General features: G+C 63.9%; 20 protein-coding genes. 5 read left to right on the top strand and 15 right to left on the bottom strand.

The features are described 5' to 3' along the window. Window positions 1-108: 108 nt before the first annotated feature. A complete protein-coding gene (locus tag NKJ35_RS12180; RefSeq protein ID WP_352647258.1) occupies window positions 109-1788 on the bottom strand; it encodes an electron transfer flavoprotein-ubiquinone oxidoreductase in 1680 nt (559 codons plus the stop codon). Between the two features lie 239 nt (window positions 1789-2027). Between NKJ35_RS12180 and NKJ35_RS12175 the strand changes: the two genes are divergently transcribed. From NKJ35_RS12175 to NKJ35_RS12165, 3 genes are all read left to right on the top strand, one after another. Next, complete coding sequence (locus NKJ35_RS12175) at window positions 2028-2672, top strand: hypothetical protein (protein WP_352647256.1); 645 nt, start codon at window positions 2028-2030, stop codon at window positions 2670-2672. A 37-nt stretch (window positions 2673-2709) separates the two neighbouring features. Further along, entirely contained in the window at window positions 2710-3591 is an 882-nt protein-coding gene (locus tag NKJ35_RS12170) for a uracil-DNA glycosylase (RefSeq protein WP_352647254.1), read from the top strand. A 105-nt stretch (window positions 3592-3696) separates the two neighbouring features. Then, window positions 3697-4515 carry a helix-turn-helix domain-containing protein gene (locus tag NKJ35_RS12165; protein WP_352647252.1) on the top strand — a complete coding sequence of 273 codons (819 nt, stop codon included), beginning with the start codon at window positions 3697-3699 and terminating at the stop codon, window positions 4513-4515. Here NKJ35_RS12165 and NKJ35_RS12160 read toward each other — a convergent pair whose 3' ends face one another. Further along, window positions 4516-5493, bottom strand: a complete 978-nt coding sequence (locus NKJ35_RS12160; protein WP_502904634.1) for a DMT family transporter — start codon at window positions 5491-5493, stop codon at window positions 4516-4518. Beyond that, window positions 5490-5702, bottom strand: coding sequence for a hypothetical protein (locus tag NKJ35_RS12155; protein ID WP_352647433.1), 213 nt, complete (start codon window positions 5700-5702; stop codon window positions 5490-5492). The genes NKJ35_RS12160 and NKJ35_RS12155 overlap by 4 nt, the downstream gene beginning before the upstream one ends. A gap of 154 nt (window positions 5703-5856) precedes the next feature. On the opposite strand from NKJ35_RS12155, the gene pepN reads away from it, so the two are divergent. Together pepN and NKJ35_RS12145 are read left to right on the top strand one after the other, a co-directional pair. Next, window positions 5857-8502: an aminopeptidase N gene (pepN, locus tag NKJ35_RS12150; protein WP_352647250.1), complete on the top strand. Its 2646-nt coding sequence runs from the start codon at window positions 5857-5859 to the stop codon at window positions 8500-8502. A 191-nt stretch (window positions 8503-8693) separates the two neighbouring features. After that, window positions 8694-11018, top strand: coding sequence for a PAS domain-containing sensor histidine kinase (locus tag NKJ35_RS12145; protein WP_352647248.1), 2325 nt, complete (start codon window positions 8694-8696; stop codon window positions 11016-11018). 51 nt (window positions 11019-11069) lie between these two features. On the opposite strand, the gene NKJ35_RS12140 is transcribed toward NKJ35_RS12145, so the two are convergent. The 12 genes from NKJ35_RS12140 to NKJ35_RS12085 all read right to left on the bottom strand — a co-directional run bounded on the left by NKJ35_RS12140 (window position 11070) and on the right by NKJ35_RS12085 (window position 25592). Then, the gene (locus NKJ35_RS12140; protein ID WP_352479540.1) at window positions 11070-11549 is read right to left on the bottom strand and encodes an EF-hand domain-containing protein; all 480 of its coding nucleotides are present in this window, start codon (window positions 11547-11549) and stop codon (window positions 11070-11072) included. A gap of 145 nt (window positions 11550-11694) precedes the next feature. Next, window positions 11695-14661, bottom strand: coding sequence for a bifunctional [glutamine synthetase] adenylyltransferase/[glutamine synthetase]-adenylyl-L-tyrosine phosphorylase (locus tag NKJ35_RS12135; RefSeq protein ID WP_352647246.1), 2967 nt, complete (start codon window positions 14659-14661; stop codon window positions 11695-11697). Beyond that, window positions 14661-16130, bottom strand: coding sequence for a sensor histidine kinase (locus NKJ35_RS12130; protein ID WP_352647245.1), 1470 nt, complete (start codon window positions 16128-16130; stop codon window positions 14661-14663). Before NKJ35_RS12130 ends, NKJ35_RS12135 begins: the two co-directional genes overlap by 1 nt. Window positions 16131-16136: 6 nt before the next feature. Then, window positions 16137-16811 carry a response regulator transcription factor gene (locus NKJ35_RS12125; protein ID WP_254819962.1) on the bottom strand — a complete coding sequence of 225 codons (675 nt, stop codon included), beginning with the start codon at window positions 16809-16811 and terminating at the stop codon, window positions 16137-16139. 289 nt (window positions 16812-17100) lie between these two features. After that, on the bottom strand, window positions 17101-18645 hold the full coding sequence (locus tag NKJ35_RS12120) for a Do family serine endopeptidase (protein WP_352647243.1): 1545 nt from the start codon (window positions 18643-18645) through the stop codon (window positions 17101-17103). A 116-nt stretch (window positions 18646-18761) separates the two neighbouring features. Next, a complete protein-coding gene (locus tag NKJ35_RS12115) occupies window positions 18762-19226 on the bottom strand; it encodes a cytochrome c-type biogenesis protein (RefSeq protein WP_352647241.1) in 465 nt (154 codons plus the stop codon). After that, window positions 19223-21211 (bottom strand): heme lyase CcmF/NrfE family subunit, encoded by a 1989-nt coding sequence (locus tag NKJ35_RS12110; RefSeq protein ID WP_352647239.1) that lies wholly within the window; start codon window positions 21209-21211, stop codon window positions 19223-19225. Before NKJ35_RS12110 ends, NKJ35_RS12115 begins: the two co-directional genes overlap by 4 nt. Window positions 21212-21282: 71 nt before the next feature. Then, window positions 21283-21726, bottom strand: a complete 444-nt coding sequence (ccmE, locus tag NKJ35_RS12105; protein ID WP_023718386.1) for a cytochrome c maturation protein CcmE — start codon at window positions 21724-21726, stop codon at window positions 21283-21285. Window positions 21727-21729: 3 nt separating this feature from the next. Further along, on the bottom strand, window positions 21730-22866 hold the full coding sequence (gene ccmI, locus NKJ35_RS12100) for a c-type cytochrome biogenesis protein CcmI (RefSeq protein ID WP_352647237.1): 1137 nt from the start codon (window positions 22864-22866) through the stop codon (window positions 21730-21732). A 78-nt stretch (window positions 22867-22944) separates the two neighbouring features. Continuing rightward, window positions 22945-23379: an RT0821/Lpp0805 family surface protein gene (locus NKJ35_RS12095; protein ID WP_352647234.1), complete on the bottom strand. Its 435-nt coding sequence runs from the start codon at window positions 23377-23379 to the stop codon at window positions 22945-22947. A gap of 109 nt (window positions 23380-23488) precedes the next feature. Then, a complete protein-coding gene (locus NKJ35_RS12090; RefSeq protein ID WP_502904636.1) occupies window positions 23489-24844 on the bottom strand; it encodes an ATP-binding protein in 1356 nt (451 codons plus the stop codon). A gap of 82 nt (window positions 24845-24926) precedes the next feature. Further along, on the bottom strand, window positions 24927-25592 hold the full coding sequence (locus tag NKJ35_RS12085; protein WP_352588745.1) for a response regulator transcription factor: 666 nt from the start codon (window positions 25590-25592) through the stop codon (window positions 24927-24929). Window positions 25593-25602 lie beyond the last annotated feature (10 nt).

Below are 25602 nucleotides of genomic sequence, written 5' to 3'. Positions count from 1 at the left end.
TCCTTCCTCCCTGTCGCCGCAGAAAGGAAACACAGGCAGGCGGTTTATTCAACAATCCTACGGTTGCGCTGCTCCTCATCTTGTTTAGTCCGGAACAAACCTTGTGACTTACATGTTCTGGTAGACCGGGCCCTCGCCGCCCTGTGGCGGCACCCAATTTATATTCTGGTTCGGGTCCTTGATATCGCAAGTCTTGCAGTGCACGCAGTTCTGCGCGTTGATGACGAAGCGCACATCCTTTGCCGCAGGATCGGCGGCGGCATTGCCGTCCTTGTCGACCCATTCGTAGACGCTGGCCGGGCAGTAACGCGTCGAGGGCCCGGCATAGACGTCATGCTCGGAGCGCTTTTGCAGGTCCATGTCGGCGACGAGCAGATGGACCGGCTCGTTCTCCTCGTGGTTGGTGTTGGACAGGAACACCGACGACAGCCGGTCGAAGGTCAGCACCCCGTCCGGCTTCGGGTAGGCGATCTTCTGGTGCGCGGCGGCCGGTTCCAGCGTGGCGTAGTCGGCCTTGCCGTGCTTCATCGTGCCGAAGGGCGAGAAGCCGAACAGCGTGTTCAGCCACATGTCGAGCCCGCCAAGGCCAACACCGACAATGGTGCCGAAACGTGACCATAGCGGCTTGACGTTGCGCACTTTCTTCAGGTCCTTGCCGATATCGGTGGCGCGCCAGGTGGCCTCGTAGGAGGCCAGCTCGTCATTGGCGCGGCCGGCGGCTATCGCATCACAGGCATGCTCGGCCGCCAGCATTCCGGAGAGCACGGCATTGTGCGAGCCCTTGATGCGCGGCACGTTGACGAAGCCGGCCGCGCAGCCGATCAGCGCACCGCCGGGGAAGGACAGTTTCGGCACCGACTGCCAGCCGCCTTCGGTGATGGCGCGGGCACCATAGCCCAGCCGCTTGGCACCCTCGAAGGTACCGCGGATCGCCGGATGGGTCTTGAAGCGCTGGAACTCGTCAAAGGGCGACAGATAGGGGTTCTTGTAGTTCAGGTGAACGACGAAGCCGACTGCCACCTGGTTGTCCTCGAGATGGTAGAGGAAGGAGCCGCCGCCGGTCTTCATGTCGAGCGGCCAGCCGAAGGAATGCTGGACAAGGCCCGGCCGGTGGTTTTCCGGTTTGACCTGCCAGAGTTCCTTGAGGCCGATGCCGTATTTTCCGGGCTCGCGGCCGTCGGAAAGGTGGTATTTGGCGATCAGCTGCTTGGCGAGCGAGCCACGCGCGCCCTCCCCGATCAAGACATATTTGCCCATCAGCGCCATGCCCGGCGCAAAGCCCGGACCGTGCGTGCCGTCCTTCTCGACGCCCATGTCGCCGGTGACGACGCCGGTGACCGCACCGGCCTCGTTGTAGAGCAGGCCGACCGCGGCAAAGCCCGGATAGATCTCGACGCCCAGCGCCTCGGCCTTGGTCGCCAGCCAGCGGCAGACATTGCCGAGCGAGACGATATAGTTGCCGTGATTGTTCATCAGCGGCGGCATCAGGATATTGGGCAGACGGAACGAACCGGCGGGGCCGAGAACCAGGAAATGGTCGTCGGTGACCGGTGTCCTGAAGGGATGACCCTCCTCTTCGCGCCAGCCGGGCAGCAACCGGTCGATGCCGATCGGATCGACGACGGCGCCGGACAGGATGTGCGCGCCGACTTCGCCGCCCTTTTCCAGCACGACGACGGAAAGCTCGGGATTGACCTGCTTGAGACGGATCGCGGCGGCGAGACCGGCCGGGCCGGCGCCGACAATGACCACGTCGAATTCCATGCTTTCGCGTTCGATATCGCTCATCGACCCCTCACTGGCTCGCTATTCCCGGCATCTTGCTGGCTCACGCGCTGCATAGCGCATCAAATAGCGACGGGAAACCGGCGCGGACGTGACAATACCGATTTCATCAAAAAGTCGCGTCCTGCCACACAGATTCGCGGTGGCGAGCATCAATCTTCAATCCTATTCCGTTTGCTCAGATATGTCGCACTGATGTTTTTAATTGTTCGACGGCTTGCTTATCGGCCATACTTCCCGCCATGCGCATATTCAGGCCGGCTGGCTTTTCATCGACGCGCTTTTTTTTCACGCCCGGCCGGATTTGCCGTGCGGCGCTGTTGGCGCTTCTGCCACTGACGACCCTCGATGCCCATGCCGAGCAGCAACTGGTCTGGGCGACCGGCGCCTATTCCTTTTCCGACGAGCGTGGCGGCTTCCGCATCACCGGGGCTTCCGGCATCGGCACGAAAGAGGATCCGCTGGTCATCACCGAAGAGCTGAATTCAGCGACGCCGGTAACGCTTGCCATTCGCACGACAAAGCCGATCCAGCCGTTCGGCAAGGCGGGAGACTTCGCCAATGGTCTGATGTATATGCGCATCGACGTGCTCAACAATAGCGGCCAGGCCTGGGTCGAGTTCCAGTTCGAACTCCAGGAGATCCTCGACCAGCCGAGCGTGTTCGGCGACGGCCTGTCGTTTGACCAGCGCAACAAAACGCCTGAAAATATCTGGTCGAGCAGCTACGCCGATTTCGACCGCAATTTCGAACCGTATGACCGCCTGCTGTTCAAGAACGGCAAGATCGACCCGCTGAAGACCGCCAGCTTCTATTTCCTGATCACCGACTACACGCCGCGCTGGACGTTCTATCTGGTGCAGGATCCGCGCATACCGTCGAGCTGAACTTGCAAATTCAAGCTTTGCGGCCGAATGTGAAACCATGACTGCCGCCCCCCACAATAGCCGAGCCGATCTCGCCGAGCTGCTGGCCTTCTACGCCAGCGCCGGCGTCGACGAGGCACTTGAAGAACACCCGGTAAACAGGTTTGCAGAAGCCAGGCCACCGGAGCGGGTGCCTGCGGCGGCCGCTATGCCGGCCGGTGAAAATGCGGCGCCACAACGCTCGACGAGCGTGTCGCGCGCCGAAATGGGCGAGAGACCCAATACGGCACCGGCAGTGCGAACGTCCCCGGCCATGTCAACGGTGCCCGACGAGGCGCAAGCGGCATTGGCGCGGCAATTGGCGAGATCGGCGGCAAGCCTCGACGAGCTTCGCCAGCACATGGCGGCATTCGACGGCTGCAATCTCAAATTCACTGCCAAGAACCTTGTGTTCGCCGACGGCAATCCGACTGCCGAGGTGATGCTGGTCGGCGAGGCGCCGGGTCGCGATGAGGACATAGAGGGCTTGCCGTTCGTTGGACGGTCCGGCCGGCTGCTCGACCGCATGCTAGGCGCGATCGGTCTTGACCGGACGTCCGTCTACATCGCCAATGTCATTCCCTGGCGGCCGCCCGGCAACCGCACGCCGACCCCGCACGAAACCGAGATCTGCCGGCCGTTCATCGAGCGGCAGATCGAGTTGGTCAATCCGAAGGTGCTGGTCAATCTCGGCGGCCCGTCGGCAAAGACCCTGCTCAACACCTCTGAAGGCATATTGCGGCTGCGCGGCAACTGGCGCGTCCACACGACCCCGTCCGGCGTCGCCATTCCTGCCATGCCGACCCTGCATCCGGCCTATTTGCTGAGAACGCCGGCGCACAAGAAGCTGGCGTGGCGGGATTTCCTCGAAGTGAAGGCGAAGTTGCGGGCGCTTGGGTGATGGTGCAGAGCGCGTCTTCAGTTCTCCCCTTGCGAGAAAGGAAGGGCGGCATCATGACTTCGCAGGTAATTGAAATGCGCCCACTGCCGGCCTAGTCATCTCGTTATGACAGCAGCCCAGATTTCCGCCGGCACTCTCATTCGCGAATGGCGTACACGCCGGCGCATGAGCCAGCTCGACCTCGCTATGGAGGCCGAGATCTCGCAGCGGCATCTGAGTTTCGTTGAAAGCGGCCGCGCCGCACCCTCGCGTGACATGGTGCTGCATCTGGCGGAGCAGCTTTCGATCCCGCTCAGGCAGCGCAACCAGCTGCTGCTGGCCGCCGGCTTTGCCCCGAGCTTCGGCGAACGACCACTTGACGATGCCTCGATGGCACCGGCGATGGCGGCGGTCGAGACCGTGCTCAAGGCGCACGAGCCGTTCCCGGCGCTTGCCGTCGACCGGCATTGGAACCTGGTGTCGGCGAACGCCGCCATCGGCCCGTTCCTCGCCAATGTCGCCGATGCCTCCCTGCTGAAGCCGCCGGTCAACGTTTTGCGCCTCAGCCTGCATCCCGGCGGCATCGCGCCGCGTATCGTCAACCTAGCGGAATGGCGGACGCATCTTCTGGAGCGGCTGAAGCGGCAGAACGACGCTACCGCCGATCCGGTTCTTGTCGAGCTCGAGCGCGAGCTTCGGGCCTATCCGTCCGGCCTTAGAGGCAGCCGGCCGGCGCCGGTCGAACCGAACGCGATTGTCCATCCGCTCAAGCTTGCCCATGGCGACGCGGTGCTGTCGTTCATCAGCACCATCACCGTGTTCGGCACGCCGCTCGACGTGACGCTGTCGGAGCTGGCGATCGAATCTTTTTTCCCCGCCGACGAACAGACGCGGGCGGTGCTGGTGCGGCTGGCGACAGAGCGGACTGACGCAGTGAAGCCGTGATCACCCTTCCGGCGCGACGGCCTTGCGGGTGCGGGTGCGTTCGAGACCAAGCTGGCGCTCGCGCCAGATGATGAAAATCCCCGCCGCAACCACGATCATGCCGCCGACCAGCATGTTGATCGTGGCGACGTCGCCAAAGACCAGATACCCGACTACGACGCCGAGGATCATCGAAGTGTATTCGAAGGGTGCCACGACGGAAGCCTCGGCATGGCGATAGGCCGAGGTCATCAGGATCTGGCCAAGCCCGCCGCAAAAACCCGCGGCAATCAGAAGCCCCGCCTGTGTCGTCGTCAGCGCCTGCCAGCCGAATGGCAGCGAAAGCAGCGCCATGAGGCTCGCGGTAACCGAAAACCACAGCACGATGGTCGCCGTCCGCTCGCTCTGGACGAGGTTGCGAACCAGGAGCATGGCGATGGCGGAGATCGCCGCGGCTATGAGGGCGGCAATGACGCCGAGCACCTCCTGATCGCCGAGGGCAGCGCCCGAACTGAGCAGCGTCAGTTCCGGCCATGAGATGATCAGCACCCCGACCAGGCCGACGGCAACCGCACTCCAGCGATAGATGCGGATGGCTTCGCCGAGGAAGATCGAACTGAACACCACGACCAGCAGCGGCTGCGCGTAGTTCAGCGTGATCGCCTCCGGCAGCGGCAGCCGCGTCAGCGCGAAGAAGCCGAGCCCCATGGCACAGACACCGACGACGCCGCGCGCAATGTGGTTGAGCGGGCGCTTTGTCGAAAAGGCGGTTCCGAGTTTTCCCTGGAAGGCGAGGAAGGCGATGATCGGAAAGATGGCAAAGAAGGAGCGGAAGAAGACGATCTGGCCCGCCGGCACGGTGCCTGCCGCCTTGATGCAGGACGACATGCCGACGAAGACCGCCACCGATACGATCTTGAGCACGATCCCGGTCAGCGTGCTGTGCTCGCCGGCAAGATCGCCGGCAGCAAGCACTGGCGAATCCGGTCTGGCTGTCACGCCCCTTTTGCTTCCTGGATCGCCGCGCAGATGCACGCCGGCGTTGCCGGCATGATGCCGCAGGTGCGGTAGAGCGCGTCGGCCACCGCATCGAGCGCGGCAGGCGTCGACCCGATCGTACCCGCCTTCCCGGCGCCTTTGATGAAGGCCCGATCCTCGCGACGCAACACAGAGGCGCCCATCCCGAATTTCGGCGTGACGATGGTCATGGAAGCCTCGCGATGATGCTTGGGAAATGATCGCCTGAAATAGACGTCGCTGCAGTTTTGTCGAGGGACCGTTTCGTGTAAAGAGCGCAGACTTCAAATTATTTGGACCAGCGGACCCGCCCGCCGCTCCCGGATCGACAGGAAAAATCAAGGAATGCGCACAGATACCGGCCAGGTCTTCAAACTCGAAGACTATCGCCCTAGTGATTATCTGATTCCGGAAACCAGCCTGACTTTCCGCCTTTCGCCTGAAGCAACGCATGTCACCGCCGTGCTGACGGTCGAACGTCGCGACGAGACTGCCGTGTCGGTCCCACTGGTGCTGGATGGCGACGGGCTGACGCTCCGCAGTATCGCCATCGACGGCCAGGAACCGAGCCTTGAGGATTTTCTCATCACGCCCGATCAACTGACAATCATCAGCCCCCCTGCCACTAGGCGCTTCCAGCTGAGAATTGAAACCGTGTTGGCGCCGGCGCAGAACGAAGCGCTGATGGGCCTCTATCGCTCCAGCGACGTCTATTGCACGCAATGCGAGGCCGAAGGCTTTCGCCGCATCACTTATTTCCTCGACCGTCCCGACATCCTGTCGGTCTATACGGTGCGTATCGAAGCGGAGCGCAATGAGGCGCCGCTGCTTTTGTCCAACGGCAACCCGGCCGGCAGCGGCGAGCTTGCCGGCGGCTGGCACTATGCGGTCTGGCACGACCCCTTCCCCAAGCCGTCCTATTTGTTTGCGCTGGTGGCGGGCGACCTCGGCAAGATCTCGGACAGTTTCGTTACCCTGTCTGGCCGCAAAGTCGAGCTCGCAATCTATGTCGAACCGGGCAAAGAGAGGCTCGCCGGCTACGCCATGGACGCTTTGAAACGGTCGATGAAATGGGACGAGGAGGCATTCGGCCGCGAATACGACCTCGATGTCTTCAACATCGTCGCCGTGTCCGACTTCAATATGGGCGCGATGGAGAACAAGGGTCTCAACATCTTCAACGACAAATATGTGCTGGCCGACCAGGAAACCGCGACCGACGCCGATTTCGCCAATATCGAAGCCATCATTGCGCATGAGTATTTCCACAATTGGACAGGTAACAGAATCACTTGTCGTGACTGGTTCCAGCTTTGCCTGAAGGAAGGCCTGACCGTTTTCCGCGACCACGAATTCTCCGCTGATCAGCGCTCGCGCGCCGTCAAGCGCATCGCCGAGGTACGTACGCTGCGCGCCCATCAGTTTCCCGAGGACCAAGGGCCGCTGGCGCATCCGGTGCGGCCGCGCCGCTACCGCGAGATCAACAATTTCTATACGGCGACGGTCTATGAAAAGGGCTCGGAAGTCGTGCGCATGATCCACACTATCCTCGGCGCAGAGACGTTCCGCGCCGGCATGGACCTCTACTTCGAACGTCACGACGGCCAGGCGGCGACGATCGAAGACTTCATCAAGGTGTTCGAAGACGTTTCCGGTCGCGACCTGTCGCAGTTTTCGCTCTGGTATCATCAGGCCGGTACGCCGAACCTGACCGTCAGTTCGGCGTATAATCCTGCGGCGCAGGAATTCACGCTCGAAATCGAGCAGTCGGTGCCGCCAACGCCGTCGGAAAGCCGCAAACGGCTGATGCACATTCCGCTTGCCTTCGGCCTGGTCGGCGCCGGCGGAGAGGCGACAGCCTATAGCGGCGTGGAGGGGGCGAATGTCGAGGACGGCGTCATCCATATCCGCAAACGCCGCCATGTCGTCAGGTTTTCCGGGATTGCCGAGCGGCCGGCCATGTCGCTCAACCGCGGCTTTTCGGCGCCGGTGACGCTTTCGGTCGAGCAGCGGCCCGACGACCTGTTTTTTCTGGCTGGCCACGACAGCGACGCCTTCTCGCGCTGGCAGGCGTTCAACACGCTTTTGACCGATGCGCTGATTGCAGCTTTCCGCCAAATCCTGGACCACAGGCAACCCGAGTTCAGCGCCCGGCTGACCGGGCTTACCGGCAAAATAGCCGGCGACGACGCGCTCGAACCCGCCTATCGGGCACTGGCGCTGGCGCTGCCCGGCGAGGCCGATATCGCCCGCGACATCGGCAAGAACATCGACCCCGATGCCATTCTCGCGGCGCGCGGGGCGCTGGCAGTTGCGATCGCCGAGGCCAACCGCGAGATATTCTCCAACTTTTACGATCGGCTCGCCGACAATGGTCCGTTCAGCCCGGACGCGGCCAGTGCCGGGCGGCGGGCGCTGCGCAATGTCCTGCTGGACTATCTCTCCTTGCTGCCGGGAGGTGCGGAACTCGCTGCCCGGCACTTCCAATTGGCGACCAACATGACGGATCGTGCCGCGGCGTTGACCGTGCTTGCGCACCGTCACCACGGCTCACCTGAGGCAACCAAGGCACTGGCCGATTTCGAGGCGAAATATGCAACCGATCCGCTGGTCATGGACAAATGGTTCCAGATCCAGGCCAGCGTGCCCGGCCCGCAAACCGTCGACGCGGTGCGCGCTTTGACCAGCCACCCAGCGTTCTCGATGGCCAACCCGAACCGGGTACGCTCGCTTATCGGTACGTTTTCCAGCGCCAACCAGACCGGCTTTCATCGCGCCGACGGCGAGGGCTACCGGCTTTTCGTCGAAACGGTGCTGCAGGTCGAAAAACGCAACCCGCAGGTGGCCGCCAGGCTGGCGACGGCGCTCAGGTCGTGGCGCTCGCTCGAACCCGTGCGGCAGGCCAAGGCAAGGGAGGCGTTGCTTTCAATCGCCAATACCGAGAAGCTGTCGGCCGATTTGCGAGACATCGTCGAGCGCACCCTGGCGTAAGCGACCCCCCCTTCTCCCCTTATCGTGGGAGAAAGGGAAGACCATCCGAAAACCCATTATTTTAGTCGATTTTTAATCTTTTTTCGCCGCACCTCTGGACAAGGCGAATCACCTTTGATTCTTTAGTGACGATTCGGAAGTGCGGCGTTGCCGGATCGTCAAGCGGGACAGAAAATCGGGGAGTGCCATTTATGGCGAAGGCGGACGCGTGGGGCGCGCCCGGTGGGACGGCGTTTGAGCGTCGCGAGGCGCGAAACGACGGTCTCGCGGGCAATACGCGGCTCATCGCTGAACCTGCCTACCGACGGCTGCTGGCAGCCGAGCCGCTGTTGCGGCGATCGATACCGGCCCTCATTATCATGTTTCTGTTGATCATCGCAGTACTGCGCTTTCTGTCGCTGATGAACGAGCGCGACGAGATCGAGCGCGATGCCAAGGCGATCCTTGCGCTGGCCGCCGGCCAACTGGCCAGTTCGATCGCCGACGCGACCATGGTTTCCGCGCCAGGTGCGATCCAGGACCTGCTGGAGAGCACCGGTCGTCAGGGCGCGATGGGCCGAAGCCACGTACTGGCGATCACCGACAACGCCTTCAAGATCATTGCCGTATCGCCGCAGTCGATGCACTGGGAGGGCCGATCGCTCGATGGCGTCGTGCAGGGCGGGCAGCCGCTGTTCATGTTCGGCGACCGCGCCGGAGTGATGGAGGTCAGCATCGGCGGACAGGACTGGTACGCGGCAGTGAGCCTGGCGAATGGCCGAAAGGGTGCCGCGGCAGCGTTCGTGCCGCAGGAGGCAGTTTTTGACGCCTGGCGCAAGACGGTCTCACTCAATGTCACGCTGTTCGTGCTGACGGCCGGCGTGCTGATCGTCATCCTTTATGCCTATTTCGGCCAGGCGGCGCGTGCCCAGGCCGCCGACCGCATCTATCTCGAAGCCCACCAGCGCATCGACATGGCGTTGGTGCGCGGCCGCTGCGGCCTGTGGGATTGGGACATGGTGCGCGGCAAGATGTACTGGTCGCGCTCAATGTACGACATGCTGGGCTACGAGCCTTGCGACACGATGCTGTCGTTCGGCGAAGTCGACGAAATCATTCATCCCGAGGACGGCGATTTGTTCGAACTCGCCAACAGGATCGTCGCACGCGAGATCGATCATATCGACCAGGTGTTCCGGATGCGCCATGCCGACGGGCAATGGGTTTGGATGCGCGCAAGAGCACAGGTTATCGACCCGGAAGCGCCGGAGATCCAGCTGATCGGCATCGCCGTCGACGTCACCGAGCAGCGGCACCTGGCGCTGCGCTCCGAAGCGGCGGACCTGCGCCTGAGGACGGCCATCGAAAACATCAACGAATCCTTCGTGCTGTGGGATTCGTCCGAGCGCCTGATCATGTGCAATTCCAAATACCAGCAGGACAACGGCCTGTCGGATCGCGACGTGATGCCGGGCGCTCCGCGCGCCGTTCTGGAGGAACGCATGCTAGCCTTTGCCTCGGAGCGGCGGCTTGCCAATACCAATGGACCGCAAGGGGGCGTGACCTTCGAGCGCCAGCTTGCCGACGGCCGCTGGCTGCAAGTGAACGAGTTGCAGACAAGGGACGGCGGCACCGTCTCCGTCGGCTCCGACATCACCCAGATCAAGCTGCACCAGGAGAAGCTGGTCGACAGCGAGCGCCGGCTGATGGCGACAATTCACGACCTCAGCCTTGCCCGCCGCGCGGAAGAAGAACGGGCTCGTGAGCTCGTCGAGCTCAATCGCAAATACATGAAGGAAACCGAGCGGGCCGAAGCGGCAAACCGGGCCAAATCCGAATTCCTGGCCAACATGTCGCACGAGTTGCGCACGCCGCTCAACGCGATCATCGGCTTCTCGGAACTGATGGAACGGCGGCTGTTCGGGCCGCTGGGGTCGCCGCGCTACGAAGAGTATGCTACCGACATCAACGGCAGCGGCAAATATCTTCTCGGCGTGATCAACGACATCCTCGACATGTCGAAGATCGAGGCCGGCCAGTTCGCCCTGGATCAGGAAGAAATCGATCTCTGCCCGCTCATCAGGGAGACGGTTCGCGTCGTCTCGCTGCAGGCGGCGGAAAAGTCGATCACCGTCGAAACCCGCATCGCCGATTCGCTGACGCTGTTCGCCGACCGCAGGGCGATCAAGCAGATCCTTATCAACCTTCTGTCCAATGCGGTGAAGTTCACCGGGCAAGGCGGCCACATTTCGGTCAGAGCCCGCAGCATTTCCAGCGCGCTGATCCTGACGATCGAGGACAATGGCTGCGGCATCCCGAAAGCCGCGCTGAGCAAGCTCGGACGGCCATTCGAACAGGTGCAGAACCAGTTCTCCAAGAGCCATGCCGGCTCCGGTCTCGGCCTCGCCATCTCGCGCTCGCTGGCCGAGCTTCAGGGTGGCGCGCTGAAGATCCGTTCGACCGAAAGCATCGGCACGATCGTCTCGGTACGCATCCCGATGAGGAAAGTCGCGCAGGCGGTCAGGGCGGCTGCCTGAATGACCAGATAAGTCTCCGGCGGCTCGCGTCGCCGGAGCGGTTGTCAATTCTCACTGCATGCCGTCAGCGCCATCATTGCCCTCGCCGTCCCATTGGCGGTGGCGGCCGAGACCCTTCGGCAGTTCGTTCTTCTCGATCTTGCCGTCATTGTCACGGTCGAGCATGGCGAACACCTTCTTCTGGCGGCTGGTGATATCGTCGGCGGTCAGCGTCCCGTCGCCCTTGGTGTCGTAGCGGGCGATGATGCGCCTGGCCATCTGCTCGAAGCGTGCCTTCTCCAGCGCGTCGGCGAGCTGCGCCACGGTCAGCTTGCCGCCATTGTCAGCGACCATCTTCTTCAGTCGAGCGTTCATGGCGTCGGAGAACTGGTCGAAGGTGATGGTGCCGTCATTGTCCTTCATGACTTTGCCGAGGCGCATCATCATGCCGCCGCGCGGCCCGGCGCCGGAGTGCTCGTCTGCATAGGCTGCGGTGCCGACGGCGCCGGCCAGGGCTGCGAAAACGAGTGCAAGTCTGGTTGTCTTTCTCATGGTCTTCTCCTGTTGCATCGTCACCCCCGATGCTAGAGCGGCGGACCTTCAATCCCCCGCTCTATCTCTTTGATTGAACATCGGAACCTCCCAGAAAAGGTCGCAATTTTGGGTCCGATGCTCTCGCCCGTACGGCTGGTTGCCGTCACGGTAGTTTCGCACGAAGCAGAAGGTCGAAATCCTTTCTGACCTTCTGCGACGTCTCCTTGAGATGCGCTTCAAGCACACCGAAATCAGGCAGGTCGGTGACTGCAAGAAGCAGATCGGAAAGCCCTGGCGGAACGTCGTCGCGTTCGAACGCGCCGGTGAGGCAAAGCCGGATCATCTGAGTCAGCGCCAGATAGAGCGAAAAGGCATCCACCAGTTCCTGCCTGACCTGGGCGTCGACGAAATCCGGCGCCAGGCGCGACAGGACCTCAGCCGTGCCGGTGGCCCTGCGGCCGGCTTCGATCTTTCCCGTGATCAACGCAACCTGGGCAATGAATTCGAGATCTATGAGGCCGCCCGGGATCAGCTTGATGTCCCAGGGATCGCGCGGCGGCTTCTCCTTGTCGACCATGGCGCGCATCTCGGATGCCTCGGCCATCACCTTGGCTGGATCGCGCGGCAGAGCGAGCACTGCGGCAACTTCCTCCTCAACCTCGCGGCAGAGCTCGGCATCGCCACCGATCGTGCGGGCCCGCGCCAGCGCCATATGCTCCCACGTCCAGGCGTCCTGGCGCTGGTACTTCTTGAAGGCATCGACGTGCGTGGCCACCGGCCCCTTGTTGCCGGACGGTCGCAGACGAAGGTCGAGCTCGTAGAGCACGCCCTCGGCGGTCGGCGCGGAAACGGCGGCGATCAGCCGCTGCGTCAGCCGGCTGTAGTAATGCGACGGGGCAAGCGGCTTGTCGCCGTCGGACTCCTCGGCATCGGCGTCGTGATCGTAGAGCAGGATGAGGTCGACGTCGGAACCCGCCGTCAGTTCGCGGCTGCCGAGCTTGCCCATGCCGAGCAGTGCGACCCTGCCGCCGGCAATATAGCCATGACGCAATGCGAATTCCGCTGTCACCGCCTGCAACGCCGCCTCGATGGTCAGGTCGGCGAGATCGGAAAAGGCGCGGCCGGCGCGCGGCGCATCGATCGACCCGGCAAGCAGCCTGACGCCGATCAGGAATTTTTGCTCCGAAGCAAAGATGCGCAGCCGGTCGAGCACGTCCTCGTAAGCCCTGTCGCCTTCGAGGAAGGCGGCAAGGCGCGCCGACAGATAGGCGCGGTTGGGCAGTTCGCTCAGCAGCGCCGGATCGAGCAGGCCATCGAAGACATGCGGCCGGCGCGTGATGATGGCGGCCAGCCGCGGTGCTGCGCCCATGATCGTCGCCATCAGCTTCAGCAACGCCGGATTCGACTGCAGCAGCGAAAAGAGCTGGATGCCGGCAGGCAGGCCGGCAAGGAATTCGTCGAAGCGGATCACCGCCTCGTCCGCCCGCCGCGTCTGGCCGAAGGCTTGCAGCAGCGCCGGCGTCAGTTCGGTCAGCCGCTCGCGTGCCTCCGCCGACCGGGTGACGCGGTAGCGGCCGAAGTGCCAGCCGCGGATAACCCGGCAGATGTCGCTCGGCCGCTGGAAGCCGAGCCGCCGCAGGGTCTGCAAGGTATCGGGATCGTCGACGTCGCCGGTAAAGACCAGATTGCCGATGCCGGCCGAAAGCTCCGGCGCGGTCTCGAACAGCGCTGCATAGTGGCGCTCGACCTGATGCAGCGCCGCGCGGAACGTTTCGGCAAAGCCTGCCGCATCGGCAAAGCCCAGCATGCGGGCGACGCGTTCCAGCCCCTCTTCGTCCTCCGGCAGAATATGCGTCTGCTGGTCGGCAACCATCTGGATGGCATGTTCGACGCGGCGCAGGAACCAGTATTGCCTGGTGAGTGCATCGCGCGCGTCGGCGGTGATCCAGCCGCGCGCGGCGAGTTCGCCGAGCATCGGCACGGTCTCGCGGCCGCGCAGTTCGGGAAAGCGGCCGCCGGCGATAAGCTGCTGGGTCTGGACGAAGAACTCGATCTCGCGGATGCCGCCGCGGCCAAGCTTGACGTTGTGGCCCTTGACCGCGACCTCGCCATGGCCCTTGTGGGCGTGGATCTGGCGCTTGATCGAATGGACGTCGGCAATCGCCGCATAGTCCATGTATTTGCGCCAGATATAGGGCTGCAGTTCCTTCAGGAACGCGGCGCCGGCGGCAACATCGCCGGCCACCGGGCGAGCCTTGATCATGGCGGCGCGCTCCCAGTTCTGGCCGCGCGCCTCATAGTAGCGCAGCGCCGCCTCGACCGGGATCGCCAGCGGCGTCGAGCCGGGGTCGGGACGAAGCCTGAGATCGGTGCGGAAGACGTAACCATGCTCGGTGCGGTCCTGGAGGATACGGACCAGCCGACGGGTCAGGCGCGAAAACAGCTCTGTGGCATCGAGCGGATCGACGACGGCAGGCGCATCGGGGTCGAAGAAGGCGACGAGGTCGATGTCGGAGGAGAAGTTCAGCTCATGCGCGCCGAGCTTACCCATGCCGAGCAGAATCCAGCCCGAGCGTCGCGCCGGATTTTTGGGATCCGGCAATCGGAGCCTGCCCTGCTCATGCGCGTCGCGGAGCAGGAAATCGACGGCCGCACGCGTGCAGGCGTCGGCAAGGTCGCTCAGTCGCCGCACTGTCAACGAGGTCTCGGCCTCGCCCGCGAGATCGGCCAAGGCGATCAGGAAATGCGCCTCCGCCTTGCATTGGCGCAGCTCCATCATCAGGTTGCTTTCGGAGACGGCCTCTGCGCGTGCTGCCTTGTCGACCGCGGCGCCGATCGATGACAGCCGCGCCTCGACCCTCCCGTCGAAAAGCGCATCGAGTATCCGCGGCCGGCGGCGCGCGGTATCGCGCAGGAACGGCGACAGGTCGAACACAGCGGCGAGGAAATCCTGGACGACCCCCTTGCCGGCGAGAAATTTCGCCAGTCGCGGCAGTTCCTTTTGCCGCGCGGCGTCGGCGATCTCCGACAGTTCCTGCCTGGCGCGGCTTGCATCCAGCGGAACGAGCTCTACCGCCGGCTTCAACAGCCAGTCCGTTTCCAGGCGTCGCACGGCCATCCTCGCCACCATCAGCGATCCTCCCGCCCGGGAAAACTCATGACGACGGACAATCCGGGATTGCCGGGCAGAAGCTCAAGCCGTCCGTTGTGGAATGTCATGATCGCCTTGGCGAGACTCAAGCCAAGGCCGGAACCCGGCTGCGAGCGGCTCTTTTCCAGCCGCACGAAACGCTCGGTCACCCTGGCGCGGTCGACATCGTCGGGAATGCCCTGGCCGTTGTCGGAGACGGCGAGTCTGATCTCGCTACCGATACGCTCCAGCGTCACGCGAACCGTAGGCCTGGAGGTCGAGTCGGTCGAATATTTGATCGCGTTGTCGACGATGTTGGACAGCGCCTGGCCGATCAGCTCGCGATTGCCGTCGACGAGGAAAGAACCTTGCACCGAAGTTTCGAGCGTCACGCCCCCCTCCTCCGCTACCGGCTCGTAGAGTTCGACGACGTCGTGCACGGCAGCGGCCAGATCGACCCTGGTGGTGCTTTCCGAGGAATAGCCGGCCTCCAGCCGCGAAATCATCAGGATAGCGTTGAAGGTCTTTATCAGCTGATCGGATTCGGCGATCGTTCCTTCCAGCGCCTGCCGGTAGCCACTGGTGTTGTGCTTGCCGGAAAGCGTCGCCTCGGCGCGATTGCGCAGCCTGGTCAGCGGCGTCTTCAGGTCGTGGGCGATGTTGTCGGAGACCTGCTTCAGGCCCTCGTTCAGCGTGGCGATCCGGGCCAGCATGGAATTGAGGTTTTCCGACAGCCGGTCGAACTCGTCACCGGCGCCGGTGACCGGCAGCCGGCCGGAAAGATCGCCGCCCATGATGCGGCGGCTCGCCTCCGACACGCTGTCGATGCGCTTCAGCGCCGCGCGCCCGACGAAGAACCAGATCAGCAGCCCGCCGACGCCCATCATGCCGAGCGCCAGCATCAAGGCGCGGCGAATGACGGCGCGGAAGCGCTCCGGCTCGCCGAGGTCGCGGCCGACCAGCATGATCATCTGGTTGGGCAGGCGCAGCACCAGAGCAACGGCGTTGTGGCCTTTCTCGCCTTCGGCCTGGACTTCGCTCTGGGCGGGCTCGTTCGGGTCGGAGACCGGGTTGCGCTGCCGCTCGAGCTCGCCCTCACCGAAGCGGCGGTAGGAGAACGGTTCGGTGGTCCAGCCCTCGGCCTCGATCACGCCTGGCTCCAGGCTCTGCACGTTGCCGGTCAGGATCTGGCCGTTGGCATCGGCGATCAGATAGAGATTGGCGCCGGGCTGGCGGGAGCGCTGCTCGACGACGCGGACCAGCAGCGGCAGGCCGCCGCGCTGATAGGCGCGGGCAAGGCCGAGCACCTCGTCGTTGATCGTCTCCTGCGTCTGGGCGGTCAGCATGCGCACCGAGAGCGAGGTCATGTACAAGACCAGCAACACCGCACACAGCGCAAAAAGCAGAAGATAAAGCGCCGAAAGCCGCGCTGCCGTCGTCTTCATGATGGCCGGCACGGAAAGAGCCATGGGGTTCTAGCCGCTTTTCAGCATATAGCCGGCGCCGCGAACCGTGTGGAGGATCGGCTTGTCGAAGCCCTTCTCGATCTTGCCCCGCAGCCGCGAGATATGAACGTCGATGACGTTGGTCTGCGGATCGAAATGGTAGTCCCAGACGTTCTCGAGCAGCATGGTGCGCGTCACCACCTGGCCGGCATGGCGCATCAGATATTCGAGCAGGCGGAACTCGCGCGGCTGCAGCGTTATCTCGCGCCCGGCGCGGCGCACCGAATGCGACAGCCGGTCGAGTTCGAGATCACCGACCCGGTAGACGGTTTCGGCTTCCCTGGCGCTGGCGCGGCGGTTCAGCACCTCGACGCGGGCGAGCAGTTCGGAAAAGGCGTAGGGTTTGGTCAGGTAGTCGTCACCGCCGGCGCGCAGACCGGTGACCCGGTCGTCGACTTCGCCGAGCGCCGACAGGATGAGCACGGGCGTCGTGTTGCCTCGGGACCTGAGCCCGGCAATGACAGACAGGCCGTCGCGGCGCGGCATCATGCGGTCAACGACCATGACGTCATAGTCGCCGGAATCGGCGAGCGCGAAGCCGGTTTCGCCGTCGCCGGCGACATGGGCGGTATGGCCGGCCTCGGCGAACGCCTTCTGCAGGTAGTCGGCTGCCTCGCGATCGTCTTCTATGACGAGAATCTTCATAGAACCGTTATACGCGATTTCGCTGGAAGATTGAGTGGCCGGCATACGCATCGTGGCCTTCTCCATGGCGTATCGCGAACAAAGTGATTCAGGGATACGCGGTAAGTCTTTGTTTTAGCATGTCGTAGCCTAAAACCGCTTCACGCTTTGAGCGACATGTTCGAGCGGCAGCGGGCGATGGGAAGCCCGCTGCCGCTGGGGCGGAACACGATGACTGACTAACGTATTCAGGCCCCGTGCTTTCCCGTGCAGCGGCTCGGGGGTGTTGAAAACCGCCGCACCGGAAAAGTCAGCCCTTGGCGACGGGCAGTGCGACGAAGCGGTTGCTGTCGTCGCGGGTGATCTGCATCAACACCGCCTTGCGGCCGGACTTCACCGCGTCGGCCATCGCCTTGTCGACGTCGGCGGTGCCGCTCACTTCCGTCGAATTGACGGAGGTGATGACGTCGCCGGGCTGGATGCCGCGATCGGCGGCATCGCTGTCGGGGTCGACGTCGGTCACCACAAGTCCCTTGCCATTTTCGGACTTGGTAACGGTCAGGCCGAGATCGGCGAGCGTGTCGGTCTTCGGTGCCGGAGCAGGCTGCTGGTCGACCGAGGCCTGCTTGTCGCTCGACGGCAGCTTGCCAAGGTCGACCTTGACCGCCTCGCTCTTGCCGTTGCGCCACACCGTGACATCGACCGATTTGCCGGGCGGGTAAGCGCCAATCAGTCGGGCGAGTTCCTTCGGTGAAGCAACGTCCTTGCCGTCCACCTGGGTGATCACGTCACCGGCGGTGATGCCGGCCTTCTTGCCGGGACCGCTGTCCTGCGCGCTGGCAACGAGCGCGCCCTTGCCGGACCCAAGGCCAAGCGACTCGGCGATTTCGGGCGTGACCGGCTGGATTTCGACGCCGAGCCAGCCGCGCTGGACGGTACCGTTCCTCATCAGATCCTGCACGACCTGCTTGGCGGTCGAAGCGGGAATATCGAAGGCAATGCCGACGCTGCCGCCCGACGGCGAGAAGATCGCGGTGTTGATGCCGACAACCTGGCCGTTGAGGTTGAAGGTCGGGCCGCCCGAATTGCCGCGGTTCACCGAGGCGTCGATCTGGATGAAGTCGTCATAGGGACCGGCGCCGATATCGCGGCCGCGGGCCGAAACGATGCCGGCGGTAACCGTGCCGCCGAGGCCGAACGGATTGCCGACAGCCACCACCCAGTCGCCGACGCGAACCTTGGAATCATCGGCGAAGTCGACATAGGTGAACCTGTTACCGTCATCGACCTTGAGCACGGCAAGATCGGTGCGCGGATCGGTGCCGATCAGCTTGGCGTCGAGTTCCTTGCCGTCATTGGTCACCACGGTGAAGGCGGCGCCCTCCTCGACGACATGGTTGTTGGTGACGAGATAGCCGTCATCGGAGATGAAGAAACCCGACCCTTGCGCCACCGGCCGCGGCTGGTCGTTGTTGCGGTCACGATGTCCAAAACGGCGCATTCCGTTCGGGCCCTGATCGCCAAAGCCGCGGAATTCGCGGAAGAAACGCCGCAGCTGCGGGTTATCGGGAAGATTGCCTAAGCCGTCCTCGTCGTCCATCTGGTCGGAACCGTCATCCGCCGTCGGCTGGATCTTGGCCTTGACGCGCACGCTGACAACCGCCGGTGAAACGCGCTCGACCACATCGGCGAAGCTTGGGACCTGCGGTGCCTCGACACGCACGGCGTCGGCCAGCACCGGGGCTGTCCCGGTGGCAACGGCGCCGAAGCCGATCGCGCCGGCAATGGCCAGGGATGCGGCTGCGGCCAGCAGGCGTTTGCGAGTGCGAAGAGATGAATTGGGGGCAACATTCATGGTTCTCGTATCCTCTTTTCAAGGGACGCCCCTTGTTTGGCATCCTCGACAAAGGAAATAGAGAGCCGCACATTACGGCGCCATTTCCGGTACATGAAACTTTCGTAATGTATCGATCAATCGCGGCGGAGCATTGCGTCCAACGCCGCCTGCTCGTCCGCGGTCAGGGCATTGGTCGCCGTCGAGCGGCGCGAGCGGGCGGCCAGCAGGATAAACGTCCCGCCAACGAGCAGCAGAAGAACTGGCGTCCCCCAGAGCAAGACATTGCGCAGATTGAAGCGTGGCTTCAGCAGCACGAACTCGCCGTAGCGCGAAACGACATAGTCCATCACCTGCTGATCGGTATCGCCGGCGACCAGGCGCTGGCGCACAAGGATGCGCAGGTCACGGGCAAGATCGGCATCGGACTCGTCGATCGACTGGTTCTGGCAGACCATGCAGCGCAGGCCTTCCGACAAAGCGCGCGCCCTCGCCTCGAGTGCCGGGTCGGCGAGCACCTCGTCGGGCTTGACCGCCTGCGCGGCGCCGGCGAACAACAGCGCCAGCAGCAGGACCAGCGAGGCCAGCGTGCTCCTTCTCATTGCGGGCTCGCCGATGGCATGGCGCCTGCAGGCTTGCGGCGCGACGGTGCGCCGACGCGCAGGCGGCGGTCGAGCAGCGACATCGCCGCGCCCGCCATCATCACCAGTCCGCCGCCCCAGATCAGCGTCACCAGCGGCTTCCACCACAGACGAACGACCACCGAGCCATCGCTGCCCTCGTCGCCAAGCGAAAGATAGAGCTGGCTGAAGCCGATCGTCCTGATGCCGGATTCGGTCGTGGTCATCTGGCGCACCGGATATGAGCGCTTGGCCGAGGTGATCTCGCCTGCGACGCTGCCGTCGGCGCCAAGCAGGGCGAAGCGGCCGCGATCCTCACTGTAGTTAGGCCCCTGGGCCGGGTAGAGCCCCTCGAAGCGCAGCTTGTGACCGGACAGTTCGACGGTCTCGCCGGCATGCATCGACAGGATTTTTTCGGTGCCGAAGCAAAGCGTGCCGACAATGCCGAGCGTCGTCAGCCCGAGACCGAGATGCGCAAGCGCTGTACCGAAGACCGAGCGCGGCAGGCCGGCGAAGCGCCTGAGCATGGTGGCGAGCGCGACGGTGCCGAAGCCGGATTTGACGGCGAGATCGGTGAGCGCACCGCAGATTAGCCAGAAGGCAAGGCCGACCCCGAGCGCTGCGAACACCGATGCGCGATCGATGAACAAGGCCGTCACCAGTACGGTGAGCAGCGCCGCGGCGAAAGCCGCCATCAGGCGCTGGGCGACCGCGAAAATGTCGCCGCGCTTCCAGGCGAGCAGCGGCCCGAACGGCACGACGACCAAGAGCGGCACCATCAGCGGGCCGAATGTCAGGTTGAAGAACGGCGCGCCGACCGAAATCTTGTCGGCAGACAGGGCTTCGACGACGAGCGGGTAGAGCGTGCCGACCAGCACGGTGGCGGTGGCGGTGGTCAGGAACAGATTGTTCAGGACCAGCGCGCCTTCGCGCGAGATCGGGTGAAACAGGCCGCCGGCCGTCAGCCGGGAGGCGCGCAAGGCAAACAGCGCCAGCGAGCCGCCGATGAACAGCGTCAGGATGCACAGGATGAAAACGCCACGCGTCGGATCGGTCGCGAATGCGTGCACCGAGGTCAGCACGCCGGAACGCACCAGGAAGGTGCCGAGCAGCGACAGTGAGAAGGTCAGGATCGCCAGAAGCAGCGTCCAGATCTTCAGCGCCGAGCGCTTTTCCATGACGATGGCCGAATGCAGCAGCGCCGTGCCCGCCAGCCACGGCATGAAGGATGCGTTCTCGACCGGATCCCAGAACCAGAAGCCGCCCCAGCCGAGCTCGTAATAGGCCCAGTAGGAGCCCATGGCGATGCCGCCGGTCAGGAACATCCAGGCGACCAGCGTCCATGGCCTTACCCAGCGCGCCCACGAAGCGTCGATGCGGCCCTCGATGAGGGCAGCGACAGAGAAGGAAAAGCAGATCGAGAAACCGACATAGCCGAGATAGAGCAGCGGCGGATGGATGGCGAGGCCGAGGTCCTGCAGGATCGGGTTGAGATCGCGGCCCTCGATGGGCGCCGGATTGAGCCTGACGAACGGGTTCGACGTTGTCAGGATGAACAGGAAGAACGTGGCGCCGATCGCTCCCTGCACGGCAAGCACATTGGCCCGGAGCGTCGCCGGAAGATTGCCGCCGAAAACGGCGACAAGCGCGCCGAAGAAGGTCAGGATCAGCACCCAGAGCAGCATCGAACCTTCGTGATTGCCCCAGGTTCCGGTGATCTTGTAGATCAGCGGCTGCAGCGAATGCGAGTTCTCCCAGACGCTCTCAACCGAAAAATCGGACCCTGCATAGGCGGTCGCCAGCGCTACGAAGGACAGCGCCGTCAAGGCAAAGCCGGTCAGCGCGGCGGGTGCGCCGACGGCCATCATCTTGTGGTTGCCGGTGCGCGCGCCGAACACCGGCACCACCGTCTGCACCAGGGCCAGCGCAAACGCCAGGACCAGGGCGAAATGTCCGGTTTCAACCATTGTCGCCGCACCCGCTAGATCTTGCCGCAGGTTCTTGCCGCAAAACCGTGGAACACTTTTGCGGAACCTGCTCAGTCACTCTTGCTCTCCTGCCACACGCCCTTGGCCTTGAGGCCGTCGGCCACCTCCTTGGGCATATAGGTCTCGTCATGCTTGGCGAGCACGCTGTCGGCGACAAAGATGCCGTCGGGGCCAAACGAGCCTTCGGTGATCACGCCCTGCCCTTCCCGGAAAAGGTCGGGAAGAATGCCGGTATAGGTAACCTTGACGTCCTTCTGGTTGTCGGTCACCGAAAAGGCGACGGTGGCGCCTTGGCTACGCTCGACCGTGCCTTTTTCGACGAGGCCGCCGAGCCTGATGCGCTGGCCCGGCTGAAGGCTGGCGGTGGCCAGATCAGCCGGCATGTAGAAATAGGAGGCCTTCTGGCCGAGCGCATAGAAGGTCAGCCCGGTTGCAACACCGAGAAACGCCAGCCCCGCGGCGATCACCGACAGTCGTTTCTGCTTGCGCGTCATCGTCTACTCCGTCGCCGTCACGCCGAGCGAGGCGGCAAAGGCGGTGAATTTCCTGGCCTGGTCGCTATCGGCGCCAAAGACGGCAATACCGCGATTGAGCGCGTCACGTGCCTGATCTGTCTTGCCCAGCACGACATAAGAACGAACGAGCTGCATCCACCCTTCCTCGTCGCGCGGATTTTGCCGAAGCTTTTCGTCGAGGCCGGCAACCATAGTGCTGATCATGGCTTGCCGGTCCTGCGGCGACATCGAGGAGGCAGCATCGATATCCTCGGCGCTCGGCCCTTTCGCAGGCCCCTCCGAAGCGACGCTGCGGGCGGCGGATTCGGCCAGCGCCTGCTCGACGGCGCCGCGCCACGGCGAGCCCTGCGGCAAGGCGGCCAGCATCTTTTGCCAGGCCGCCGTGGCTTCAGCTACGCGGCCCTCCTGTGCCATGCCCATGGCGAGATAGAACGCGGCCTTCGGATTGGCCGGATCGAGCTTCAACGCCGCCTCGAACGCCGCCTGCGCTTCGGCCGAGACAATGCCGCCGGCCGCATTGGCTATCGCCTCGCCAAGACCCGCCTGACGGGCAGCGCTGTCGCCGTCGAGGCGGATGGCGTTGCGATAGGCGGTCACCGCATCGGCGTATCGCTGCATGCGCAGATAGACCGGCGCCAGAACGTCCCAGCCACGGCCATCGGATGGGTTGGCCGCCAGGTGCGCCTCGGCGCGGGCTATCAGCTCGTCGACCGAGCTGTCGGTGGGGTTCTTGGCCAGGCGTTCGCTGAGTGGCTGCGATGGAAGGTCGGGTGAGCCGAGCTGGCCATAGAGGCCCCAGCTGACCAGTGGAACCACCAGCACGGCAGCCGTCGCCACCAATCTTGTCGACCGCGACGGCTGCGTCGCCGTCTCGCCGGCTTGGCCGGCATTGCTCAGGCGAAGGATGCGGCGGGCGATTTCGGCGCGAGCCTCTTCGGCCTCCATCGGCTGGATCAGGCCACGCGCCATATCGCGGTCAAGCTCGGCCAGCTGGTCGCGATAGACTTCGAGGTCGTGATCGCCGGCAGCGGACGCGTTCTTCGAACCGCCAGCCAACGGCAGCAGCACCGCCAGGCTTGCGCCCAGCGTCAGGATTGCGGCTATGACCCAGAACAGCATGGCTCTTCCAATAGAACGAGACCCCTGCCCTGCCAACACAAGCGTGCTGCGACGCTTTGGCGGGAACGGCCGGACCAGCTACGTCAGCGGCGTCCAGCTGCCGTCGGCATTGCGGCAGGCGGTTCCGCGCGCGGTGGCGCCGGCGGTGCCGGTAAACACCGTATGGGTGTATTGCCGGCAGTCCTGCGATCCGACGCGATAGGGCTGGGCGGCAACCACTTCGCCGCGATGGGCCGAACTGTCGCTCTTCCAAGCCACTTTCTGGCCGCTCGCCGTGTATTCAAGCGCCTTGTATTCCGCCTCGAGCGCGCTGCGTTTCTCGGTCTCGCTCAGGCCGGCGCCGATAGAGCCGCCGACGAGGCCGCCGCCCATGGCGGAGATGATCGTCGTCGCCACCTTGGCGCCGCTGGGGGGCGTGGCGGCCGGCGTTGCCGTAACGGCCGGGCCCTTGCTGAGCGTCGTGCAGCCGGAGATGGCGAGCAAGGCGGAAACGAGCGCGACGCGAATCTTCATGCCAATACCGGCTTTCTTGAGCTGGACCGCCGCGCTGTCATCAGGCTGGCGCGGCCATAATGTCGATGTTTGTCGGAAATTTGGCCGCAGCCGGCCACCTGGAAAAGCATTACTGAAGGCTCCGCAATCGAACCATCGCCTTCAATCCACCCATGACGGATCGTTCCAGCGCCAGAGAGCCTCCATACTCGTTGACAAGGTCGGCGACAATGGCAAGTCCGAGCCCGCTGCCCGGTTTTGTCTCGTCGAGACGCCGGCCGCGCTGCAATACCTCGCGCGCCTTGTCGTCGGGAATGCCGGGGCCGTCATCCTCGATGGCTATCTCGAACAGATTGGCCGCGCCTTCCTTGCTGGCGCCACCCTTGCTGGAGATTGGCTTCACGGAAACGGCAACCGCGCTCCTTGCCCATTTCATCGCATTGTCGAGCAGATTGCCGAGCAACTCCTCCAGGTCCTCGCGTTCGCCGCCAAAGACGATGTCGGTGGCCGGCAGTGAGAGCGACAGCGCCGTCTGCGGGTTGAGCTTCTGCAGCACCCGAACCATGCGCTGGACCAGCGGTGTCACCGGCGTTCGGTAGACGACGCTGTCGCGCTGCGCGGCGACGCGGGCACGTTGCAGATAATGGTCCACTTGCTTCTGCATGGAAGCAGCCTGCTCAGCGATCAGCTGCCCCTTGGCGCCACCCAGCGCCCGCGCCTCGTTGAGCAGCACGGCAAGCGGCGTCTTCAGCGAGTGCGCCAGGTTGCCGACCTGCGTGCGCGACCGCTCGACGATACGCCTGTTGTTCTCGATCAGCGCATTGGTCTCGTTGGCGAGCGGCTCGATCTCGGCCGGGAAACGGCCGTCGAGGCGTTGCGCGGTTCCTTCGCGCACCATCGCAAGCGCATTCCTGACCCTGCGCAACGGCTGCAGGCCGAGCAGGATCGCAATCGCGTTGATGGCGATCATGCCGACGCCGAACAGCGACAGATAGGTCAACAGGCGCCGCTGGAAGGTAGCGATTTCCTGCTCGAGCTCGGTCTGGTTGCCCATGACACGGAAGCGCGCGGCGCGATTTTTCGCATCGAGGACGAACTCGCTCTCGAACACCTCCAACTGCTCGCCTTCGATGCCGTCCGCTGAATAGCTGCGCTGGAAGCTGGCATTGAAGGGCACCTCGGCAACGCTTGGCGACGGGATCGCCTTGGTCATTGACGACGAATGGAGATCGCCGTGCACGCCTTCCGAGGCGGGCTCGACCGACCAGTACCAGCCGGAATTCGGCTCCGAGAATCTCAAATCGCCAAGGTCGGGAGCGCCCGTCAACTGGCCGCCTTCGGAAACGCCCACCGAGCCGATCAGGTTGAACAGATGCGCCGAAAGCAGGCTGTCGAAACCGCGCTCGCTGGCCTGGCGATAGAGCGTCGTGATCAAGGTGAAGATGACCACCAGAGTGAGGATCGCCCAGACCGTGGAAAAGGCGATGACGCGAAACGCCAGCGAACGCGGCCATGACCGCAGCGACGGCGTGTTCGAGACGGCGGGTCTTGTAGGAAGCGGTTCCGCGTTACGCCTCCGGCTTACGCATGCGGTAGCCCATGCCGCGAACGGTTTCGATCATGTCGATGCCCATCTTCTTGCGAAGCCGTCCGACAAAGACCTCGATCGTGTTGGAATCGCGATCGAAATCCTGGTCGTAGAGATGCTCGACCAGTTCGGTCCGGGATACGACGTCGCCCATATGGTGCATGAGGTAAGCAAGCAAGCGGAATTCGTGCGAGGTCAGCTTCAGCGGTACGCCGTCGACGTCGGCCTTGGAGGCCTTGGTGTCGAGACGCAGCGGCCCGCAGGTCAGCTCGGACGAGGCATGCCCGGCAGCGCGCCGGATCAGAGCGCGCACCCTGGCCAGGATTTCCTCGATGTGGAAGGGTTTGGTGACGTAGTCGTCGGCGCCGGCGTCGATGCCGGCAACCTTGTCGCTCCAGCGGTCGCGTGCCGTCAGGATCAGCACCGGCATCTTGCGGCCGCCGCGCCGCCAGCGCTCGACCACGCTGATGCCGTCCATCTGCGGCAGGCCGATGTCGAGCACCACGGCATCATAGGGCTCTGTGTCGCCGAGAAAGTGCCCTTCCTCGCCGTCGAAAGCGCGGTCGACGACATAGCCGGCATCGACCAGCGCGTCGCCGATCTGCCGGTTGAGATCCTTGTCATCTTCGACGACGAGTACGCGCATGCGGAAGGCC

The organism is Mesorhizobium sp. M0136 (genome assembly GCF_040322515.1).
In the GTDB taxonomy this organism is placed as follows: Bacteria; Pseudomonadota; Alphaproteobacteria; order Rhizobiales; family Rhizobiaceae; genus Mesorhizobium.
Note: the sequence above shows the minus strand (reverse complement) of the source record. Positions and strands in the feature narration are given on the sequence as shown.

Excerpts from the sequence above, each read along its gene's own strand:
- NKJ35_RS12180 (WP_352647258.1), bottom strand. The coding sequence starts at position 1,788 with ATGAGCGATATCGAACGCGAAAGCATGGAATTCGACGTGGTCATTGTC.
- NKJ35_RS12175 (WP_352647256.1), top strand. The coding sequence starts at position 2,028 with ATGCGCATATTCAGGCCGGCTGGCTTTTCATCGACGCGCTTTTTTTTC.
- NKJ35_RS12170 (WP_352647254.1), top strand. The coding sequence starts at position 2,710 with ATGACTGCCGCCCCCCACAATAGCCGAGCCGATCTCGCCGAGCTGCTG.
- NKJ35_RS12165 (WP_352647252.1), top strand. The coding sequence starts at position 3,697 with ATGACAGCAGCCCAGATTTCCGCCGGCACTCTCATTCGCGAATGGCGT.
- NKJ35_RS12155 (WP_352647433.1), bottom strand. The coding sequence starts at position 5,702 with ATGACCATCGTCACGCCGAAATTCGGGATGGGCGCCTCTGTGTTGCGT.
- pepN (WP_352647250.1), top strand. The coding sequence starts at position 5,857 with ATGCGCACAGATACCGGCCAGGTCTTCAAACTCGAAGACTATCGCCCT.
- NKJ35_RS12145 (WP_352647248.1), top strand. The coding sequence starts at position 8,694 with ATGGCGAAGGCGGACGCGTGGGGCGCGCCCGGTGGGACGGCGTTTGAG.
- NKJ35_RS12140 (WP_352479540.1), bottom strand. The coding sequence starts at position 11,549 with ATGAGAAAGACAACCAGACTTGCACTCGTTTTCGCAGCCCTGGCCGGC.
- NKJ35_RS12135 (WP_352647246.1), bottom strand. The coding sequence starts at position 14,661 with ATGGTGGCGAGGATGGCCGTGCGACGCCTGGAAACGGACTGGCTGTTG.
- NKJ35_RS12130 (WP_352647245.1), bottom strand. The coding sequence starts at position 16,130 with ATGGCTCTTTCCGTGCCGGCCATCATGAAGACGACGGCAGCGCGGCTT.
- NKJ35_RS12125 (WP_254819962.1), bottom strand. The coding sequence starts at position 16,811 with ATGAAGATTCTCGTCATAGAAGACGATCGCGAGGCAGCCGACTACCTG.
- NKJ35_RS12120 (WP_352647243.1), bottom strand. The coding sequence starts at position 18,645 with ATGAATGTTGCCCCCAATTCATCTCTTCGCACTCGCAAACGCCTGCTG.
- NKJ35_RS12115 (WP_352647241.1), bottom strand. The coding sequence starts at position 19,226 with ATGAGAAGGAGCACGCTGGCCTCGCTGGTCCTGCTGCTGGCGCTGTTG.
- NKJ35_RS12110 (WP_352647239.1), bottom strand. The coding sequence starts at position 21,211 with ATGGTTGAAACCGGACATTTCGCCCTGGTCCTGGCGTTTGCGCTGGCC.
- ccmE (WP_023718386.1), bottom strand. The coding sequence starts at position 21,726 with ATGACGCGCAAGCAGAAACGACTGTCGGTGATCGCCGCGGGGCTGGCG.
- ccmI (WP_352647237.1), bottom strand. The coding sequence starts at position 22,866 with ATGCTGTTCTGGGTCATAGCCGCAATCCTGACGCTGGGCGCAAGCCTG.
- NKJ35_RS12095 (WP_352647234.1), bottom strand. The coding sequence starts at position 23,379 with ATGAAGATTCGCGTCGCGCTCGTTTCCGCCTTGCTCGCCATCTCCGGC.
- NKJ35_RS12085 (WP_352588745.1), bottom strand. The coding sequence starts at position 25,592 with ATGCGCGTACTCGTCGTCGAAGATGACAAGGATCTCAACCGGCAGATC.